Source organism: Caballeronia sp. ATUFL_F1_KS4A, from assembly GCF_023630905.1.
GTDB lineage: Bacteria > Pseudomonadota > Gammaproteobacteria > Burkholderiales > Burkholderiaceae > Caballeronia > Caballeronia zhejiangensis.
This window is the reverse complement of sequence record NZ_JALQEB010000029.1, coordinates 226,935-244,631: the sequence shown is the minus strand read 5'-3', so window position 1 is coordinate 244,631 and position 17,697 is coordinate 226,935. Positions and strand designations below refer to the sequence as shown.

Annotated in this window: 21 protein-coding genes; 11 read left to right on the top strand and 10 right to left on the bottom strand. The window is 63.4% G+C overall.

All coding sequences use genetic code 11. The features are described 5' to 3' along the window. Window positions 1-8 precede the first annotated feature (8 nt). Window positions 9-398 carry an MAPEG family protein gene (locus NCS03_RS16355; protein WP_008353613.1) on the bottom strand — a complete coding sequence of 130 codons (390 nt, stop codon included), beginning with the start codon at window positions 396-398 and terminating at the stop codon, window positions 9-11. Window positions 399-502: 104 nt separating this feature from the next. Here NCS03_RS16355 and NCS03_RS16350 point away from each other — a divergent pair, with 104 nt between their 5' ends. Continuing rightward, entirely contained in the window at window positions 503-898 is a 396-nt protein-coding gene (locus tag NCS03_RS16350) for a PPC domain-containing DNA-binding protein (RefSeq protein ID WP_250460388.1), read from the top strand. On the opposite strand, the gene NCS03_RS16345 is transcribed toward NCS03_RS16350, so the two are convergent. From NCS03_RS16345 to NCS03_RS16335, 3 genes are all read right to left on the bottom strand, one after another. Beyond that, window positions 882-1,733, bottom strand: coding sequence for a metallophosphoesterase family protein (locus tag NCS03_RS16345; RefSeq protein WP_008353615.1), 852 nt, complete (start codon window positions 1,731-1,733; stop codon window positions 882-884). The genes NCS03_RS16350 and NCS03_RS16345 overlap by 17 nt on opposite strands. Beyond that, on the bottom strand, window positions 1,730-2,728 hold the full coding sequence (locus NCS03_RS16340) for a diacylglycerol/lipid kinase family protein (protein ID WP_033537147.1): 999 nt from the start codon (window positions 2,726-2,728) through the stop codon (window positions 1,730-1,732). Before NCS03_RS16340 ends, NCS03_RS16345 begins: the two co-directional genes overlap by 4 nt. 116 nt (window positions 2,729-2,844) lie before the next feature. Beyond that, entirely contained in the window at window positions 2,845-3,285 is a 441-nt protein-coding gene (locus NCS03_RS16335; protein ID WP_175979204.1) for a CBS domain-containing protein, read from the bottom strand. A gap of 286 nt (window positions 3,286-3,571) precedes the next feature. Here NCS03_RS16335 and NCS03_RS16330 point away from each other — a divergent pair, with 286 nt between their 5' ends. Next, the gene (locus NCS03_RS16330) at window positions 3,572-4,525 is read left to right on the top strand and encodes a chemotaxis protein (RefSeq protein ID WP_008353618.1); all 954 of its coding nucleotides are present in this window, start codon (window positions 3,572-3,574) and stop codon (window positions 4,523-4,525) included. A 106-nt stretch (window positions 4,526-4,631) separates the two neighbouring features. Here NCS03_RS16330 and NCS03_RS16325 read toward each other — a convergent pair whose 3' ends face one another. The 3 genes from NCS03_RS16325 to NCS03_RS16315 all read right to left on the bottom strand — a co-directional run bounded on the left by NCS03_RS16325 (window position 4,632) and on the right by NCS03_RS16315 (window position 6,068). Continuing rightward, the gene (locus NCS03_RS16325; RefSeq protein ID WP_008353619.1) at window positions 4,632-4,907 is read right to left on the bottom strand and encodes a hypothetical protein; all 276 of its coding nucleotides are present in this window, start codon (window positions 4,905-4,907) and stop codon (window positions 4,632-4,634) included. A gap of 322 nt (window positions 4,908-5,229) precedes the next feature. After that, on the bottom strand, window positions 5,230-5,661 hold the full coding sequence (locus NCS03_RS16320) for a response regulator (RefSeq protein WP_250529396.1): 432 nt from the start codon (window positions 5,659-5,661) through the stop codon (window positions 5,230-5,232). A 62-nt stretch (window positions 5,662-5,723) separates the two neighbouring features. Beyond that, window positions 5,724-6,068 carry a hypothetical protein gene (locus NCS03_RS16315; RefSeq protein WP_033537148.1) on the bottom strand — a complete coding sequence of 115 codons (345 nt, stop codon included), beginning with the start codon at window positions 6,066-6,068 and terminating at the stop codon, window positions 5,724-5,726. Window positions 6,069-6,327: 259 nt separating this feature from the next. Between NCS03_RS16315 and NCS03_RS16310 the strand changes: the two genes are divergently transcribed. Beyond that, complete coding sequence (locus NCS03_RS16310) at window positions 6,328-7,350, top strand: transporter (protein WP_008353624.1); 1,023 nt, start codon at window positions 6,328-6,330, stop codon at window positions 7,348-7,350. Window positions 7,351-7,362: 12 nt separating this feature from the next. On the opposite strand, the gene NCS03_RS16305 is transcribed toward NCS03_RS16310, so the two are convergent. Then, window positions 7,363-7,830, bottom strand: coding sequence for a nuclear transport factor 2 family protein (locus NCS03_RS16305; RefSeq protein ID WP_008353625.1), 468 nt, complete (start codon window positions 7,828-7,830; stop codon window positions 7,363-7,365). A gap of 98 nt (window positions 7,831-7,928) precedes the next feature. Here NCS03_RS16305 and NCS03_RS16300 point away from each other — a divergent pair, with 98 nt between their 5' ends. Continuing rightward, complete coding sequence (locus tag NCS03_RS16300) at window positions 7,929-8,507, top strand: TetR/AcrR family transcriptional regulator (protein ID WP_008353626.1); 579 nt, start codon at window positions 7,929-7,931, stop codon at window positions 8,505-8,507. Between the two features lie 14 nt (window positions 8,508-8,521). Here the strand turns inward: NCS03_RS16300 and pdxR are convergent, their stop codons facing one another. After that, complete coding sequence (pdxR, locus tag NCS03_RS16295) at window positions 8,522-10,015, bottom strand: MocR-like pyridoxine biosynthesis transcription factor PdxR (RefSeq protein WP_250521604.1); 1,494 nt, start codon at window positions 10,013-10,015, stop codon at window positions 8,522-8,524. 188 nt (window positions 10,016-10,203) lie between these two features. On the opposite strand from pdxR, the gene NCS03_RS16290 reads away from it, so the two are divergent. The 5 genes from NCS03_RS16290 (at window position 10,204) to NCS03_RS16270 (ending at window position 15,395) form a co-directional block, all read left to right on the top strand. Beyond that, window positions 10,204-11,310, top strand: coding sequence for an ABC transporter ATP-binding protein (locus NCS03_RS16290; RefSeq protein ID WP_008353628.1), 1,107 nt, complete (start codon window positions 10,204-10,206; stop codon window positions 11,308-11,310). Between the two features lie 56 nt (window positions 11,311-11,366). Further along, window positions 11,367-12,401 (top strand): ABC transporter substrate-binding protein, encoded by a 1,035-nt coding sequence (locus tag NCS03_RS16285; protein WP_409017527.1) that lies wholly within the window; start codon window positions 11,367-11,369, stop codon window positions 12,399-12,401. 64 nt (window positions 12,402-12,465) lie between these two features. Continuing rightward, window positions 12,466-13,737: an ABC transporter permease gene (locus NCS03_RS16280; protein WP_051079071.1), complete on the top strand. Its 1,272-nt coding sequence runs from the start codon at window positions 12,466-12,468 to the stop codon at window positions 13,735-13,737. Between the two features lie 5 nt (window positions 13,738-13,742). Beyond that, complete coding sequence (locus tag NCS03_RS16275; protein WP_008353631.1) at window positions 13,743-14,579, top strand: ABC transporter permease; 837 nt, start codon at window positions 13,743-13,745, stop codon at window positions 14,577-14,579. Window positions 14,580-14,927: 348 nt separating this feature from the next. Further along, complete coding sequence (locus NCS03_RS16270) at window positions 14,928-15,395, top strand: DUF3331 domain-containing protein (protein ID WP_144403834.1); 468 nt, start codon at window positions 14,928-14,930, stop codon at window positions 15,393-15,395. A gap of 6 nt (window positions 15,396-15,401) precedes the next feature. Here NCS03_RS16270 and NCS03_RS16265 read toward each other — a convergent pair whose 3' ends face one another. Next, window positions 15,402-16,016 (bottom strand): NAD(P)-dependent oxidoreductase, encoded by a 615-nt coding sequence (locus NCS03_RS16265; RefSeq protein ID WP_250529395.1) that lies wholly within the window; start codon window positions 16,014-16,016, stop codon window positions 15,402-15,404. A 442-nt stretch (window positions 16,017-16,458) separates the two neighbouring features. On the opposite strand from NCS03_RS16265, the gene NCS03_RS16260 reads away from it, so the two are divergent. After that, window positions 16,459-16,656, top strand: coding sequence for a hypothetical protein (locus tag NCS03_RS16260; protein ID WP_008353634.1), 198 nt, complete (start codon window positions 16,459-16,461; stop codon window positions 16,654-16,656). 575 nt (window positions 16,657-17,231) lie between these two features. Then, window positions 17,232-17,687 carry a cellulose biosynthesis protein BcsD gene (gene bcsD / locus NCS03_RS16255; RefSeq protein ID WP_008353636.1) on the top strand — a complete coding sequence of 152 codons (456 nt, stop codon included), beginning with the start codon at window positions 17,232-17,234 and terminating at the stop codon, window positions 17,685-17,687. Window positions 17,688-17,697 lie beyond the last annotated feature (10 nt).

The following is a 17,697-nucleotide window of genomic DNA, read 5'->3' as shown; positions in this document are numbered from 1 at the left end:
ACTCCTCGTCAGATGATGGGAACGAGAATCTGCACGATGCCCACGACCGACACCAGCCACACCAGCGAGCGCACGAACGGCACGCCGGCAGCGTAGAGCGGCACGTAGACCAGACGCGCGACGAAATACGCGAGCGCGCCATAGTGCGTGAGCGTGTTCTCGCGCCCCGTGACGTGCACGATCAGCACCGCAATGGCGAAAATCGGCAGCGTCTCGAACAGATTCGACTGCGCCCGCATCAGCCGTCCGGAAAGCTTGCTGGGCGGCGGCGTGGCGGCATCGCGCGGGCCGGCCTGGTATCTGATGCCGACTTCGCGGTTGCGCACGACCGCAGGGAGCAACACTTGCACCAGCGCGAGCACGAGCGTCCAGGCAAGCATCGTCAGTTCGAAACTCATGGCGTCTCCACAGTAAGAAATAGCCACGGCGGACCGCGCCCATGATGCCACCGCGATCCGCCAGCGTGTAGTCTTGAACGTGATCCTCTACGAGTCCTTCATCCATGCATGCGATGACCCTTCGTCTGTCGCCCGGCGACGATCTGCGCGCCGCGCTCGATCATGCCTTCCGCGCACACGCGCTCTCCGCCGCGTTCGTCCTTCAGGGCATCGGCAGCCTGAACGTCGCGCGTCTGCGCTACGCGGGCCGCGACGAAGCCGTTGAATTGCGCGGCGATCTCGAAATCGTCACGCTCGCCGGCACGCTGTCAGCGCAAGGCCCGCACCTGCACATGAGCATCGCCGATGCCGATGGCCGCGTCTCCGGCGGCCACGTCACGCCGGGCTGCATCGTGCGGACGACGGCGGAGATCATCGTCGCGCATCTGCCCGGCGAAGGTTACACGCGTGAGCACGATGCCGCGACGGGCTTCGCCGAACTCGTCATCCGGGCGACGTGACAGCATCCGTCGGTTGCGCGACGCCGAGCGCGAGATCGTGGCGCGCGATCATCTCGAATGCTTCGGTCGTCTCCGAATAGTCCCAGCGTTCGACCGTCGCGCGACGCCCGTCGCCATTGCCAACGCTTGCGTCGTGGCGGATCACGTTCACCGAATTGTCGATCGTGCCGCGCGTGCGCGACGACAGCGCCGTGCCCGCCTGCACCGCCCACATGCGGCGCGTGAGTCCCGCGAAGGTATCGTGCAGCGGCAACACGTAGGGCAGATGAATATGCCCGCCGAGAATCAGGTCCGCGCCCGCACGCGCCCAGCGCGGCACCGCGCGCTCGCGTCCGTGCAGCAGATTCTTTTCGTCCTGAGTGCGCGTGACGGCCACCGGCTGATGCGTGACCACGACGCGCAACTGCGCCGCGCTCGCCGCCTCCAGCCGCGCGGCGACGCGCCTCACCTGCTGCATCGACACTTCGCCGTCCTTGTGACGATACGCCCGCGTCGTGTTCACGCCGAGCACGAGCAACCCCGCCGAATCGAACGCCGGTTCGAGATCGGCGCCGAACGCGCGCTGATGATTCGCGTACGGATAACACAGCCGCGCGAGCGGATCGAAAAGCGGAATGTCGTGATTGCCGGGGATGACGAGCGTCGGCGTCGCGCCGAGCGCATCGACGAACGCGCGCGCCGACGCGAACTGCCGCTTGCGCGCGCGCTGGGTGATATCGCCGGACAGCACGACGAGATCGGGAGCGAGCGCATCGGCGAGCCGCAGGAGCGCTGCGACCACCGGCGGCCGCTCGGTGCCGAAATGCGTATCGGAAATCTGCAACAGCAAGGTCATGAGCGATTGGCTTCGGCCACTGTCGGCTCAGGCTTGAGCAGGAAAAGCGGTTTGTCGGACACGCGAAATTCCAGCGGCATCTGCAGTTTCGCGACCTCGCCATCCGTCGCGATCTTGACGAGTCTGCGCTTCTTCGACGGATGCGTCACCGTGATGCGCTCGAACGTGAAGCTCACGACGTGATCGGAATCCGACAGACGCCCCGCCGCGCCGTGCAGCGACAGCCACAGATGCATGAGCCGTCCGACCGGCCGCGGCGCAATCGCGACGAGCAAGCCCTGTTCCAGCGCGCGCGCTTCGTCCGGCATGCCGATCTGCTCCATCTGCAGGCGGTTGTTGCCGACGAAGAGCGTCGACGAGCGAATTTCGGTCGTGCTGCCATCGTGATCGATATGCAGACGCAGATGGCGATGCGGCTTGAGCATCGTGGAAAGCGCCGACCAGAGCGCGACGAGCCGGCTGCGCCCGAATTGCCGCTTGTAGATTTCGCGATCTTCGAGCAAGCGCGGATAAAGCCCGAGGCTCGCGTTGACGAGAAACATGCGCGCGTTCACGAAGCCGACCTGCACCGGATAGGCGCGCGCGTCGAGCAGAAGTTTCGTCGATTGCTCGAGATCGGCGGGAATGCCGTGGTCGCGGCTGAAGTAGTTGAACGTGCCGCGCGGCAGCACGGCGAACGGGCAGCCGGCGTCGTGCGCCGCGTGCGCGACCGTGCAAAGCGTGCCGTCGCCGCCCGCGCCGACGAGCACGCCGCCCGCTTGGCACGCCGCCGCCGCGGTTTCGCGCGCGACGTCCGCGAGACCGCGCGGATCGTCGACGACGCGCAATTCGAAACGTCGCCCGGCCGCGCCGAGTTCGCTTTCGAGCAGGCTGCGGGTCGCGTCGGACTGACGGCGTCCCGAGCCCGCGTTCATCACGATGAAGAACGGCGCGTCGGCGGCGAGCGTTTTTGCGGTGTCGGCGGATGGAGATGCGGATGCGGCAGTCGGTGTCATCGGCGGCGCTCCCTCGATGCTCCGCGCGCGCGGATCGCGCACGACGAGCGTGGCTCCGCGCTCATAGGCGAAGCCTGCCGATTATAACGAAATGCTTACAGCCGGACCGCCGGCAATCAAGTGTGCTCGCCGCGAATGTAGTACTCGAGCTGCTGGATGGTGTACTGCTGCTCGGCCATGATGTTCTTCACCAGATCACCGATGGAGATCATGCCGATGAGCTTGCCGTTGTCGATCACCGGCAAGTGACGCATGCGCTTGTCGGTCATGAGCGCCATGCAGTCGTCGGTGGTCTGGTCGGGGCGCACGTAGCGCACGTGCGACGTCATAATGTCGCGCACCGGCGTGTGCTTCGAGACGCGGTCCATCAGGACGACTTTGCGCGCATAGTCGCGCTCGGTCATGATGCCCACGATCTCGTCGCCTTCGGTGACGATCACCGCACCGATGTGCTTGTCGGCCATCAGCTTGATTGCATCGAAGACCGACGCCGTGGCTGGAACGGTAAAGACCGTCTGGTCGGGTTTCGAATTCAGAACCTGTGCGACTGTTGCCATCGAGCGCCTCCGTTATGAGCGGGGAACGTTGTTGCGCCTGGGCGACGGGTAATCTTGCGCCTGTATGCAGCGTAAAGCCTCGCGCGCGATGCCTTCATCGGCATTAACCCGACCATTCAAAAAAAGTATAGATCACCGGCGCCGCGCGAGACGTGCGCCGCGCGTTTCATCTCGCGCGTCGTCACGCGTGCCTTCAGTTTCGCCGATTAATGCCGCTAATCAGGCATCTGGTGGAAAGTGAAGCCACCGGCAAACACACGAAGGCATCGCTTAGAGGGAGAACGAGGTGAGCAGTTCACAACAGGATATCGAGCAGCGCGTGCGGCTCGCGGGCAGCAACATGTTCGAGTTGCTTCTGTTCAGGCTCGGCGAGTCGCCGGGCTCGGAGCAACGGGAGCTGTACGGCATCAACGTGTTCAAGGTGCGCGAGATTCTCGCGATGCCGACGATCACCGCCGTCGCCGGTTCGAGCGAGGAGATTCTCGGCGTCGCGGATATCCGCGGCCAGATCATTCCCGTGATCGATCTCGCGCGCATCACCGGCTGCCGGCCGAAAAACGGTCCGAAAATTCTGCTCGTCACCGAATTCGCGCGCACGACGCAAGGCTTCGCGGTCGAGGAAGTCGACGACATCGTGCGGCTCGAGTGGAATCAGGTGCTGTCGGCGGAATCGCACTCGGGCGGCAAGACGGTGACGAGTTTCGCGCGGCTCGATGGCAACGTCGACGGCTCGCGGCTCGCGCAGGTGCTCGACGTCGAGCGCATCGTGCGTGATGTGCTGCCGTCGCAGGAAACGGATATCACCGAGGCCAACACCGGTCGGCTGCAGCTCAAGCCGGGCGCGCGCGTGCTTGCGGCGGACGATTCGGGCGTCGCGCGGGCGCTCATCGAGCAAAGTCTCACGGCGATGGGCGTGCCCTTCGTGATGACCAAAACCGGCCAGGAAGCGTGGGACGTACTGGAAGCGGCGCTCAGAAAGGCGGAGAAGGACGGCACCGAGGTCGCGGATCACATCGCGCTCGTGCTCACCGATCTGGAAATGCCCGAAATGGACGGTTTCACCCTCACGCGCCGCATCAAGGCGGAGACGGGGCTGATGCACATTCCGGTGGTGATTCACTCGTCGCTGTCGGGATCGGCGAACGAGCAGCACGTGCGCAAGGTCGGTGCGAACGCGTATGTGTCGAAGTTCGAGGCGTCGGAGCTCGCGAACGTGATGCGCGGCGCGCTCGCGGCCTGAAATGCGTTCGGCGCGCGCAACGCAGACCTTTTGAGCCTGCGCGGCGCGCGCCGAATCAGTCTTTCAGCCTGTCGGCCCGGCGGATGAGCCGGGCTGGCCGAACCGGTTATTGACCGAAGAAGACGGACTGAGCCTTGTTGGCCGATTGCGTGCGGGTGCCCGACTGAGCCAGCGCGTCGCGCGAGCCGCCGAAAGCGGTCGTGCTCGTGCCGTTCGCGTTTTCTTCGGCGGCGATCGCTTGTGCGCTCGGACCTTGTTGCGACGTCGGCGCGCCGACAGCCGGACGGTAGAACGGAGCCGGACCGTAGCCGCTTGCAAAAGCGGGAGCGGCGAGCGTGGCGGTAGCGGCGATCAGAAGGGTAGCGAGAAGATTGCGTTTCATGGTGTGAGCTCCAAAGACGGTTGACGTTCAATCAGAAAGCGCCGCAGCGGTCTTGCGAGAAACTGTCTGCTACGTCGATGGAATGCAGTGTATACCCCTACTATCGCTTTTTTATCTCCATAAATTTCAATTCAGTTTTCGATATGGACCAACAATAGTTGGCCGCACGATCGTTCAAAATCGTCCTAAACGTCCGCCTGGCGGGCGATTGCGCGTGTTGACAAGCGGCGCGCTCGGCTGCTTCGTTTAGCGGGGAACGAACAATTATTTAGCGCACGGGCGTGCGAATTTCCCGCTAGCGCGAACGACATCCCGCGTTATCTCAGTGAACGAGCCGTCCGATCAGGCGGAGCAGTTCCGTGGGCGGGTTGCCCTTCTGGCAATAACCGTCGAATCCGGAATGCATGCCCTCTGCCCGCACGATGTCCTCACCGAGCGCCGTGAACGCGATGATCACCGCGTCGCGCGTGCGGGCGATACGGCGAAGCACGCGCGCGGTTGCGAAACCGTCGTGTTCCGGCATCGTGATATCGAGAATGACGATTTGCGGCACCCAGTTGTCGATCGTATGGAGTGCATCGACGCCGGACAACGCAAAACGCGTGTCGAAGCCCTCAGCTTCGAGCGCGGCGCAAAGCGCTTCGGCGCTATGGGCGTTGTCGTCGACGATGAGGATGCGCCACGAATCGCGGTCGACATCGACGCTGCGATTCGTCCAAAGCGCGCAATGAGGAGAATGCAAGTACAGGGGCATGGGCGTTCGACGGAAACATACGACTGCCCAACAGCATGTTTCGCGCCCGCCCGCCGCCAAGCTCAGGCGTCGCCGCTCTTCCGGCTTTTGCGACGCTTTCCCGACGCGCTTTCGCTCTCGCGCAGCCGCGCATTCGCCTCGACGAGCGATGCCGCGTCGCGCTGGCGCAACGCGACATCCAGTTCTCCGAGCGCCCCGAACAGCGCGGACTGCTCCGTCTCGTCGAGCGGCGCGCCGCCGGGTTCGGATACGCGCCGCGCTTCCTTGTCGAGCCGCTTGAGGAGCTTCGCGCCGAAGCGCGTATCGATCGCGCCTTCGCGCGCCAGTCCCGCAATCACCGACGCCAGGCGAACCAGCCCGTTCGCGGTGGTTTGCGTCGCCCCGTCCATGTCGTCATGGTCTTCCACTGCCTTCTCCCCAGTTTCGCGCGCGGCGCCTCGCGTGCGCCCGTCTTGCGTGGCGCGATGATACGCCGACAAAATGACAGTCATATTTGCACGGCGCACCGCGTTCGTGGCCGTCGTTTCGCTCGCGTTCACGCGATACGATCGCGATCCGGGGCGCGACCGATGGCACACTAGCGCGTGGCGACGCGCATGCCAGAAGCGTCGGGGCCGCGTCATCCGCCGACACGCCGACATACTCAGAATGTAACCGAACGCCCGCATGAATCCCGCTACCCTGCAAAGACCGCCTTACGGCTCCGACTTTTCCGGCCTCGTCTGCGGTTTCCGATTTCATGCCGATCTGCCCGGCGTGCCGATCGATGCCGAAGCCGCAAGCGAATGGCTCGCCCGCGACGACACGCCCAAGGAATTCGTCTGGCTGCACTTCGATCTCGCGAACAGTTCGTGCGAACGGTGGATGCGCGGCCGCCTCGGCCTGCCCGACGCGTTCTTCGACACGCTCAACGAAGGCTCGCATTCGACGCGCATCGAGCATCAGGAAGGCGCGCTCCTCGCCGTCATCAACGATGTGATGTTCAACTTCGAGCTGACGCCCTCGGAGATCGCGACGCTGTGGGTCTACACGCATCAGAAGCTGATCGTGACGGCGCGGCTCAAGCCCTTGCGATCGGTCGATTCGCTGCGCGAGTCGGTTAGACGCGGCGAAATTTTCCGTTCGCCCGCCGAGTTGCTCGCGCATCTGTTGCGCGATCAGGCGGATCTGCTCGTGCATATCGTGCGGCGCACGAGCGTCGAGGTCGACGGCATCGAAGACCGTTTCCTGTCGATGCGCGGCGCCGCGACCCGCACCGATCTCGGCGGACTGCGGCGCGTGCTCGTCCGGCTGCAGCGCCTGCTCGCGCCCGAACCCGGCTCCGTGTTCCGGCTGCTCGCGCGGCCGCCGCGCTGGCTGCATTCGCAGGACATTCAGGACCTTCGCGACGCGACCGAAGAGTTCTCGCTCGTGCTCAACGATCTCGCCGGGCTCGTCGAGCGCATCAAGCTCCTGCAGGAAGAAGTCGCGACGCGCATGGACGAGCAAAGCAACCGCACGCTCTTCACGCTGACGCTCGTGACCGTGCTCGCGCTGCCGATCAATATCGTCGCGGGTTTCTTCGGCATGAACGTCGGCGGCATTCCGCTCGCGGAAAATCACCACGGCTTCTGGCTGCTCGTGGCGATCGTCGCGACCTTCACCGCGCTCGCCGGATGGTGGGCGTTCCGGCGACGACGCGATATGTAGCCGGCCCCGAAGTCAGAAGCCCAGGTCGCTCAGGCCCGGATGATCGTCGGGCCGGCGACCGAGCGGCCAATGATATTTGCGGTCCGCTTCCTTGATCGGCAGATCGTTGATCGAGGCGTGACGGTGCGTCATCAATCCCGCTTCGTTGAATTCCCAGTTTTCATTGCCGTAGCTGCGATACCAGTTGTTCGCGTCGTCGTGCCATTCGTACGCGAAACGCACCGCGATGCGATTGCCCGTGTACGCCCACAATTCCTTGATAAGCCGATAGTCGAGTTCGCGCGCCCATTTGCGACGCAGAAACGCGACGACTTCCTCACGCCCGTTCGCGAATTCGGCGCGATTGCGCCAGCGCGTGTCCACGCTATACGCGAGCGATACGCGCTCCGGATCGCGCGTGTTCCAGCCGTCTTCGGCGAGACGGACTTTCAGCTTGGCGGATGCTTCATCGAACGGCGGAAACGGCGGCTTGGATTCCATGGCGAGTCCTCTTTGCTCTAAGCGATGAGATGAGTAGACAGGTCTGTCTACCCGACGCACTCTAGCGCAGGTAGACGAACCTGTCTACAATCGATTGCATGAATACTTCCGCAATCTCCAGCGATTTCTCCGAGCTCGCGCCGGACGCGCGCATCCTGTACACCGCGCACGATCTCTTCTATCGCGATGGCATTCGCGCAACGGGCATCGATCGCGTGATCGCCGAATCGGGCGTCGCGAAAAAGACGTTCTATCGCTATTTCCCGAGCAAGGACGATCTGATCGTCGCGTTCCTCACGTTTCGTCACGATAACTGGATGGCATGGTTCCGCGACGCGCTCGCGCGCCACGGCGGAACGCTCAACGCGCTCGTGCCCGCGCTCGCCGAATGGTTCGGCAGCGAGAATTATCGTGGCTGCGCGTTCATCAATTCGGTCGTCGAAGTCGGCGCGACGCTGCCGCAGGCCATCGATATTTCACGTCGCCACAAGCGTGACATGACCGCGGCGATCCGCGCGCTGATGCCGGCTTCGCGCACCGCCAAAGCCGATGCACAAGCGCTCGCGCTCGCCGTGGATGGCGCGATCGTCGCCGCGCAATTCGCCGATTCGCCCGCCGATGCATTGAAGGCGCTCGCACGCGTCGTCCGCGCGGTCCGGCGCGGCGCAGCCGAGTAGCGCGATGAACGGCTTCATGCCTGCGCGACCTGCATGGGCGCCATTGCGTGCTCGATCACATCGGCGAGCTTCGCGAAATTCGGCGCGATGTCATGATTCGGCACGCACGCGTAGCCAAGCATCAAACCGCGCAACGCCTCGTCGCGGTTCATGAAGTAATTGACCAGTGGGCGCGTGACGACGCCGGCCGCCAGCGCATCGGCGGCGACCGCGCGATCGTCGACGAACTGCGGCAGTTCGAGCACGAAATGCAGTCCGGCTTCGTCGCCGCGCACGGCGAGCGTATCGCCGAAACGCGCGCGGATCGCGTTGATCAGCAATTCGCGACGCTCGCCGTACAGTCCGCGCATGCGCCGCACATGCGACGTCAGATGCCCGTCGAGAATGAACTCGGTCAGCACCGCCTGCTGCATCAGTTGCCCTTCGCGATACAGTTCCGCCACGCCGATGCGAAACGTTTCGACAAGCTCCTCCGGCACGACCATGTAACCCATGCGCAAGCCGGGATAAAGCATCTTGCCGAGACTGCCGACATAGATCACCTGCCCCGCGTCGTCGAGTCCCTGCAACGACGAAAGCGGCCGGCTGCCGTAGCGGAACTCGCTGTCGTAATCGTCCTCGATGATCCACACCTTGTGCTGGCGCGCGAACTCGAGCAGCGCGCGACGCCGCGCGAGACTCATCACCATGCCGAGCGGATATTGATGCGACGGCGTCACGAGCGCGATGCGCGGCGGCTCGGTCATGTCGCGCGCGGCCGGATTGAGCCCTTCCTCGTCGACGGGAATCGGCACGAGCGTCAGCCCCGACGATTGCAGCACGCTGCGCGCGCCCCAGTAGCACGGCTCCTCGACCCACGTGCGATCGCCGAAATCGGTGAGCAGGCGCACGGCGAGATCGATCGACTGATGAATGCCGGTCGTGATGATGATCTGGTCCGGCTGACACTTCACGGAGCGCGCGACGCGCAGATAATCCGACAACGCGCGCCGCAGCGGACGATAGCCGCCGCCCGGCGCATACGTCAGCAGATCGGGGTTCGCGCGCTTCCATAGACGCGCCTGCAAGCGGCTCCATGTGCGTGCCGGAAACTCGGCGACGTCCGGCACGCCGGGCATGAACGCGCCCCACTGTTTCGGCGACACGCCCGCCTGCGCGATCAGGCGCTCGCCGCGCCGCGAGATCGTGCACGACGCCTTCGTTTCCTCGGCTTTCGCTTTCTTCGCGACGCCATCGCGCGGCGCGGTGTCGGCGACATACGTGCCGCTGCCGGTCGTCGAATTCACATAGCCTTCGGCCGTGAGCTGATCGTAGACATGCAGGACGGTATTGCGCGCGATGCCGAGATCGATCGCGAGCGTGCGCGAACTCGGCAACTTCGTGCCCGGCGCGAGCTGGCTCGTGAGAATGGCCTGCTGCATCAGTTCGAGCACTTGCCGGTACATCGGCTCGGCGGCCGTGCGATCGAGCCGCGCGCTCAGCCAGTCGGCCAGGATGATCGTATCCACGGTATCTCCCATCGCATGAAAACCACTATTCCGGTCACCCTCAAGTGGTTCTATTTTGAATATTGAAATGGCTCCACATTGTAGAACCGTGGCGGGCTATAGTTATCGCAGGTAGTGGAAATAATTTCCGCACGTCGGCAGCCGTCCGGCAGTAAGCAACAGGGTTTTTCCGAAGGAGACACGGACAGATGAAATCCGATCAGGTGATCGTCAGTTTTCGCGGCGTTCGAAAGACGTACGACGGCGAAACGCTCGTCGTCAAATCGCTCGATCTCGACATCTATCAGGGCGAATTTCTCACGCTGCTCGGGCCATCCGGCTCGGGCAAGACGACCTGTCTCATGATGCTCGCCGGCTTCGAGTTCCCGACCGGCGGCGAGATCTGGCTCGACGGCAAGTTGCTCAACAAAGTGCCGCCGCACAAGCGCGACATCGGCATGGTGTTTCAGAACTACGCGCTCTTTCCGCATCTTTCGGTGCAGCAGAACGTCGAATATCCGCTGACCGTTCGGAAGATGTCCGCCGAAGAGCGCGCGCATCGCGTGAACAACGCGCTCAAGATGGTTCGCATGGAGAGCTTCGCGAAGCGTTATCCGGCGCAGCTTTCCGGCGGGCAGCAGCAGCGTATCGCGCTCGCCCGCGCGCTCGTGTTCGAACCCAAGCTCGTGCTGATGGACGAACCGCTCGGCGCGCTCGACAAGCAGTTGCGCGAGCACATGCAGATCGAACTCAAGGCGCTGCACGAGAAGCTCGGCGTCACGTTCGTCTACGTCACGCACGATCAGGGCGAAGCGCTCACCATGTCCGACCGCGTCGCCGTATTCGACAAGGGCATCGTGCAGCAGCTCGACACCGTCGATCATCTGTATGAAGCGCCGTGCAACGAGTTCGTCGCGAACTTCATCGGCGACAGTAACCGGCTGCGCGGGACCATCGAACAGATTCAGGGCGAGTTCTGCGAGATCCGTTTAGCCGACGGCACGCGCGTGTCCGGGCTCAATGTCGCGAACGCGAAGCCCGGCGCGGAAGCGATTGCGTGCATCCGGCCCGAACGCATGAAGCTCACGGATCTCACGCAAGGCAACGGCCATGCGAACGGCAACATCAACGCGCTGTCCGGCGAAGCGAAAAGCCTCATCTATTTCGGCGACCACGTTCGCATGCGCTGCGGCGTGCGCGAACAGGACGAATGCTTCGTCAAGGTGCCGCTCGGCACGCCCGCGCTCGACGGCTTCACGCCCGGCGCGCCCGTCGCGCTCGAATTCGCGCCCGAGCATCTGCGCGTGTTCGCCTGAACTTCCCAACCGTAGGTCCACTGACAAAACCAAGTCGAAGAAGAGAGGAAACCATCATGAAGAAGTTCGCTTTGTGTTCCATGGCGGCGGCGCTCGCATGCGCGTCGGCAGTGTCGGGCGCGGCGGAAATCACCGTCGTCAACTTCGGCGGCGCGAACGGCGACGCGCAGAAAGTCGCGTTCAACCAGCCCTTCGAGCAGTCGTCGAAGAACAAGGTCACGGCCGTCGAATACAACGGCGAGCAGGCCAAGGTCAAGGCGATGGTCGAAGCGAAGCACGTCAACTGGGACGTCGTCGAAGTGGAATCCGGCGATCTCGGCCGCGGCTGCGACGAAGGTCTCTATGAAAAGCTCGACTGGTCGAAGATCGCGAAGAAATCCGATCTCGTGCCCGAATCGCCGCAAACCTGCGGCGTCGGCTTCTTCGTGTGGTCCACCGCGCTCGCCTACAACGGCGACAAGCTGAAGACCGCTCCGGCCGGCTGGGCGGACTTCTGGGACACGAAGAAATTCCCCGGCAAGCGTGGCATGCGCAAGGGCGCGCGCTACAACCTCGAATTCGCGCTGATGGCCGACGGCGTCGCGCCGAAGGACGTCTACAAGGTGCTCGGCACCAAGGCGGGCGCGGATCGCGCATTCAAGAAGCTCGACGAACTCAAGCCGTCGATTCAGTGGTGGGAAGCGGGCGCGCAGCCGCCGCAATTCCTCGTCGCGGGCGATGTCGTGATGTCCACCGCGTACAACGGCCGTATCGACGCTGCGCGCAAGGAAGGCAAGAACCTGAAGGTCGTCTGGAACGGCAGCATCTACGACCTCGACTACTGGGCGATTCCGAAGGGCTCGCCGAACAAGGACGTGGCGCAGCAGTTCATCGCGTATTCGGTGTCGCAGAAGCCGCAGGAAACCTATGCGAAGAACATCGCGTACGGCCCGGTGAACAAGGCCGCGATCGCCGCGCTCGACGCGAAGACCAAGGCCGACATGCCGAACTCGCCTGAGAACGCGAAGAACGCCGTGCTGCAGGACATGGCGTTCTGGACCGATCACGGGGACGAGCTCGAGCAGCGCTTTACCGCGTGGGCGTCGAAGTAAGCACTGGCTGGCGCGACGGTCGCGCGTCGCCAGGAGGCGCGACCGTCAAGAAGGAGACACAAGCGTGAACACCATGACGATCCCCGCGGAAGAATCGCGCGAATCGAGCGCGCGTCTGAAGCGCGAACTGAAGATCGCCGATGCGAAAAAGCGCGCGATGGCGCTCGCGCTGATCGCGCCGCTCGCCATCTTCCTGTTTCTGATTTTCGTCGTGCCGATCGGCGCGCTGCTCACACGCGCCATCGAAAATCCCGAAGTGGCCAATGCGCTGCCGCACACCGGCGCCGCGCTCGCGAAATGGGACCGCAAGACGCCGCCATCGGATGAAGCGTATGCCGCGCTCGCGCAGGATTTGACCGCGATTTCCGAAGGCGAATCAATGGGCGCCCTCGCCCGCCGGCTGAACACCGAGATTCCGGGCTACCGCTCGCTCGTCGCGAAGACCGCGCGCGCGATGCCGCTCACCGGCGACGACGGCAAGCCACTGCCCGCCGCGCAGATCAAGTCGAAGATCGTCGAACTCGACGAGCGCTGGAACGATCCCGCCTATTGGCAGGCGATCGCGAAGAACGCCGGCCGCTATTCGCCGTTCTATGTCCTCGCGTCGCTGGATCACAAGCAGGACGGCTTCGGCAATATCGTCCATGCGGACCCGGATCAATCGATCTATCTGAACGTATTCGGCCGCACGTTCGTGATCGGCGTCGGCGTGACGCTGTTTGCCTTGCTGCTCGGCTATCCGCTCGCGTACTGGATTTCGACGCTGCCCGAACGCCGCGCCAACCTCGTGATGGTGCTCGTGCTGATCCCGTTCTGGACGTCGGTACTGGTGCGTGTCGCCGCCTGGATCGTGCTGCTGCAAAGCGAGGGCCTCGTGAACACGGCGCTGATCGGCGCGGGACTGATCGGCTCGCCGCTCGCGCTGCTGTTCAATCGTGTCGGCGTGTATATCTCGATGACGCATATCCTGCTGCCGTTCATGATCCTGCCGCTCTACAGCGTCATGAAATCCGTGCCGCCGACGTATCAGCGCGCGGCCGTGTCGCTCGGCAGTCATCCGTTCGCCGCGTTCTGGCGCGTGTACGTGCCGCAGACGTATCCGGGCATCGGCGCGGGCGTGCTGCTCGTGTTCATTCTCGCCATCGGCTATTACATCACGCCGGCGCTCCTCGGCGGGCCGAACGATCAGATGGTCAGCTATTACATCGCCTACTTCACCAACGTGACGATCAACTGGGGCATGGCGTGCGCGCTCGGCGCGCTGCTGCTCGCCGCGACGCTGCTGCTCTACGTGGTCTACGGCCGCTTCACGCGCGCGAACGTGAGCCTGGGGTAAAGAAGATGAAACTCGCCAAACCGATGTTCGCGCCGCACACGTCCGCGATCGAGCGCATCTGGTATTTCGCGCTGCGCATCCTGTGCGTGCTGACGCTCCTGTATCTGATCCTGCCTGTGCTCGCAATCGTGCCGCTGTCGTTCTCGTCGAGTACGTTCCTCGTCTATCCGATTCCGGGCTGGTCGATGCGCTGGTATCACAATCTCGTCATGTCGCAGGAATGGCGCATGGCGGCGAAGAACAGCTTCATCGTTGCACCTTCGGCAACGCTCGTCGCGACGATCCTCGGCACGCTCGCCGCGGTCGGACTGACGAAGGCGAATTTCATCGGCAAGAGCGTGCTGATGGCCGTGCTCATCTCGCCGATGATCGTGCCGGTGATCGTCGTCGGCGTCGGCATGTATCTGTTTTTTGCACCGCTCGGCATCGCGAACACGTATTTCGGGCTGATTCTGGCGCACGCGGCGCTCGGCGTGCCCTTCGTCGTGACGACCGTCGGCGCGACGTTGCAGAACTTCAACCACAATCTCGTGCGCGCGAGTCAGTCGCTCGGCGCGAGCCCGCTCAAGACGTTCTTCCGCGTGACGCTGCCGGTCATCGCGCCGGGCGTGATTTCGGGCGCGCTGTTCGCGTTCGCCACTTCGTTCGACGAAGTCGTGGTCACGCTCTTTCTCGCCGGCGCCGACCAGACGACGCTGCCACGCCAGATGTTCACCGGCATCCGCGAAAATATCAGCCCGACGATAGCGGCGCTCGCAACGATTCTCATCGTGTTCTCGACGAGCCTGCTGCTCGCGTTGGAGTGGCTGCGAGGCCGCGCGGCGGCGCGCGCCGTCGCGTAAATTGGCCGGTCCGCGACACGCATCGCGGACTATGCGAAGGGCCCATCCCGCGAGGCTCCGATCGGGGCTTCGCTGTCGCTCTCGCATCCGCGCCAGGTGCGCTTGCCGTACAAATCGCGCAAAACCCTCGCGAACGAGGGAGATTCCGATCGATTTTTCGGTCTGCACCGGTCCGCGAGCGAGCTTACGAATCGCTTAAACGCCCGCCCACCAAGGCGCGACGAAGGGTCGCTTGTGTTGCCGCCCGATTATTCGCAGCAACGGGATAGTGTATTCACTGATGCGGTATTTATCGGAATATGCTTAATGACGTACGTTCTAGGTCGAGTCAAAGCCTGGAACAATGCCATGACAGCTTTTACGAAAAGAGCGGACCCGTGGTCACAGACGGTTCACCTGCTCGAGGCGATGCCCACGGATATCGCCCGCACCGCACCTTCCCAGAAATCCGCCCGCGCGGAGAGCGCGTTTCTCGAACGCCTGACGCGCGACTGGAATCGCACGCATCCGCATCATTCGGATGATCGGCTGCCGTTTCCGCAAGCCATCGTGCGCGTGATCGAGCGCCCGAGCAGCGCGACGGCGCTCGTGTACTGGTCCGATCCCGGTACGTGCCACTACGGCTATCAGGGCTGGCGCGCAACCACGGCGACGGCCGAAGGCGTATGCTCGCTATCGGGAATGCCGATTCATCGCGGGGATCAGGTTTATCGGCCGTCGCAGCGCGATCCGAAGCCGCAAAACGCATCCGCGATGATTCTGGCCGCCGCGATGCCCAAAGACGCCGAGCAAATGGAAGTCGATTTGCACGGCTGACGGCGTTCAATATCCGATGGTGATGCGCTGTTTGATGTGCGATTCGCGTTCGAACTCGTTCAGAAACGCGATCGCGTAATCATCGAACGAAATCCAGCTACGGCCGCTGCCGTCGACGAGCAATTCGTCGACGCCGAGCCGGAATTTCTGCGTCCGCGGACCCGGTACGAATTCCGCCGACGGCGAGATGAACGTCCAGTCGACGTCGCGTTCGCGCCGCAACGCGTCGAGAAATGCCGCGCCCGCCGTAGCTTCCGGTTTGTACGGCGGGGGGAAATCGGGCAAATCGAGCACGCGCTGGCCGGGCGCCGCGTACAGGCTGCCCGCGCCGCCCACGACCAGCAGGCGCCGCACGCCCGCCCGCTTCACCGGCTCCACGATGGCCGGCTCGGAGACCGTGGCGAAGCGCGTCGCGCTGAACACGGCGTCGTGTCCGGCGAGCGCGGCGGCGAGCGCGTCGGCATCGAGGGCATCGACGTTCAGCGGAGTGAGGCCGTCGCGCTGCGCGAGCCCGAACGTATCGCGCGCGATCGCCGTGACCGTGTGTCCGCGGCGCAACGATTCTTCTACCAGACGGCTGCCGACATTGCCCGTCGCCCCGATGATCGCGATTCTGCTCATTGCCACTTTCTCCTTTGCATGTGCGGCAGGCGCGCCGGCGTGATCCGACCGCGCGGTTGATGATAGAGCGAAATAACCGGCGCCACAGCCGACGCTTTCGATGGAGTTTGTTTCCGGAGAATACCGATTCGTAGAATCGAATAGCGTGCGGCGATGATTAAAAACTTACCTGATAAACATGGACTCATGCAATTTCCGGGCCGAATTCGCGAGGCGGGCGCAATATCGGCATGCGATCGTCATAATGAAACGGCGCTTTCGGAGGCGCGCCGCACCATTAAACTAGAGGCCCCGCACTCTTTCGAGATGCGCGACAGCGGCGATTACCGGCGCGCCGCCCGCAGCAGTTTCGGAGCGAGTTTCCAAATCGAAGTCGCCAAAATGTCATGACATTGGTTTATATTGCAGTTCCTCGCCGCTCCATTACCGGAAGGAGTTAACCGTGAAGAATCCGCAATTGCAGGGTGCCATCGAAGGACGCGACAATCCGGCAGGCGAAACCGCCTACGAACCGATTCCGGTTCACGCTGTCCCCAAGGAGTCCGCCGACGAACCCGGCTACTCCGATTCGCTGGACATCCCGCTCAATTACGGCATTGTGATGGACGCAGTCAGGGACGCCGTACGCGCGAATCCCTGAACGTTCGAAACGTCATACGAAACGCCCCATTCGGGGCGTTTTTTTTGGCCTTGCGACACGCTTGAAGCGGCGTTTCGATTGCCTGTCGGCCGTTGCCTGCGGGAGATAAATGCCCCGCAACGCGTCCGATTGCCTTTAGGCCGTTTAATCAGACAAAACAATGGCTTAGTTCACGCCGTGGCTGCGCCGATTCGCGAAAAGTCAATCGGTGTGATTCAGAGCCAACGCTCTGATTTTGCTCATTAACGAGATGGTACACTTCCGCCGCCGTTGCGGGCGAGCGCGAATCCGACTTCCGAATAGCGCGCGTCTGTCGATATTTCGTCCATCCTCGCGAGGGCCGAACGCCCGAATTGGGTCGTCTGCTGCGTCCTGATCGCCCGATCCGACAAAAAATCCTCTGCTAGTGTTTCTACTGGCGAAAACAACTGCATTGAAGTAAGTTCAGACGTGTCATAGCGCCTGGACAAACGTCCGGATCCATCGTCGCGGTTCGGCAGTCCCCCGCGAGAACGCAAACAAGTCTGCAGGACCGATCAACCACGCGCGGCGGCTCACGCCCTGCCGAACAAAACATGGCCGCTATTTTCGATTATCTGTTGGACAGTCAGATTTCCAGACAATGGCGCGGCCTTTTGGCAGCGCTCGCGGAGGAGTTCGAAGCGCAGATCGGGCGCAACGAACTGCGTCAACTGATGCACAACGTCGGCAGCCGCTTCGCCGAAGCCCGGCCGCTGCCGCCCTGCGATTCCACGTCGGCGCTCGCCGACGCGCTCAACGCGCTGTGGCACGACACCGACTGGGGCTTCGTCGAGCTCTCCGACGAGCGCGACTATCTGAGCATCGTGCATTTCTGCGCGCCGCTGCCCGCCTTCGGCGAAAGCGCGCTCGCATGGACGCCCGCGTTCCTCGAAGGCGCCTATCAGCGATGGCTCGCCGGGCTCGGCGCACAAGGACTCGCGATCCGTCAGGCGAGCGACTTCGGCGACGACGCGGCCATCGAATTCAGGCTCGCGCGCGTCGCGGCCTGAAGCATCTTCA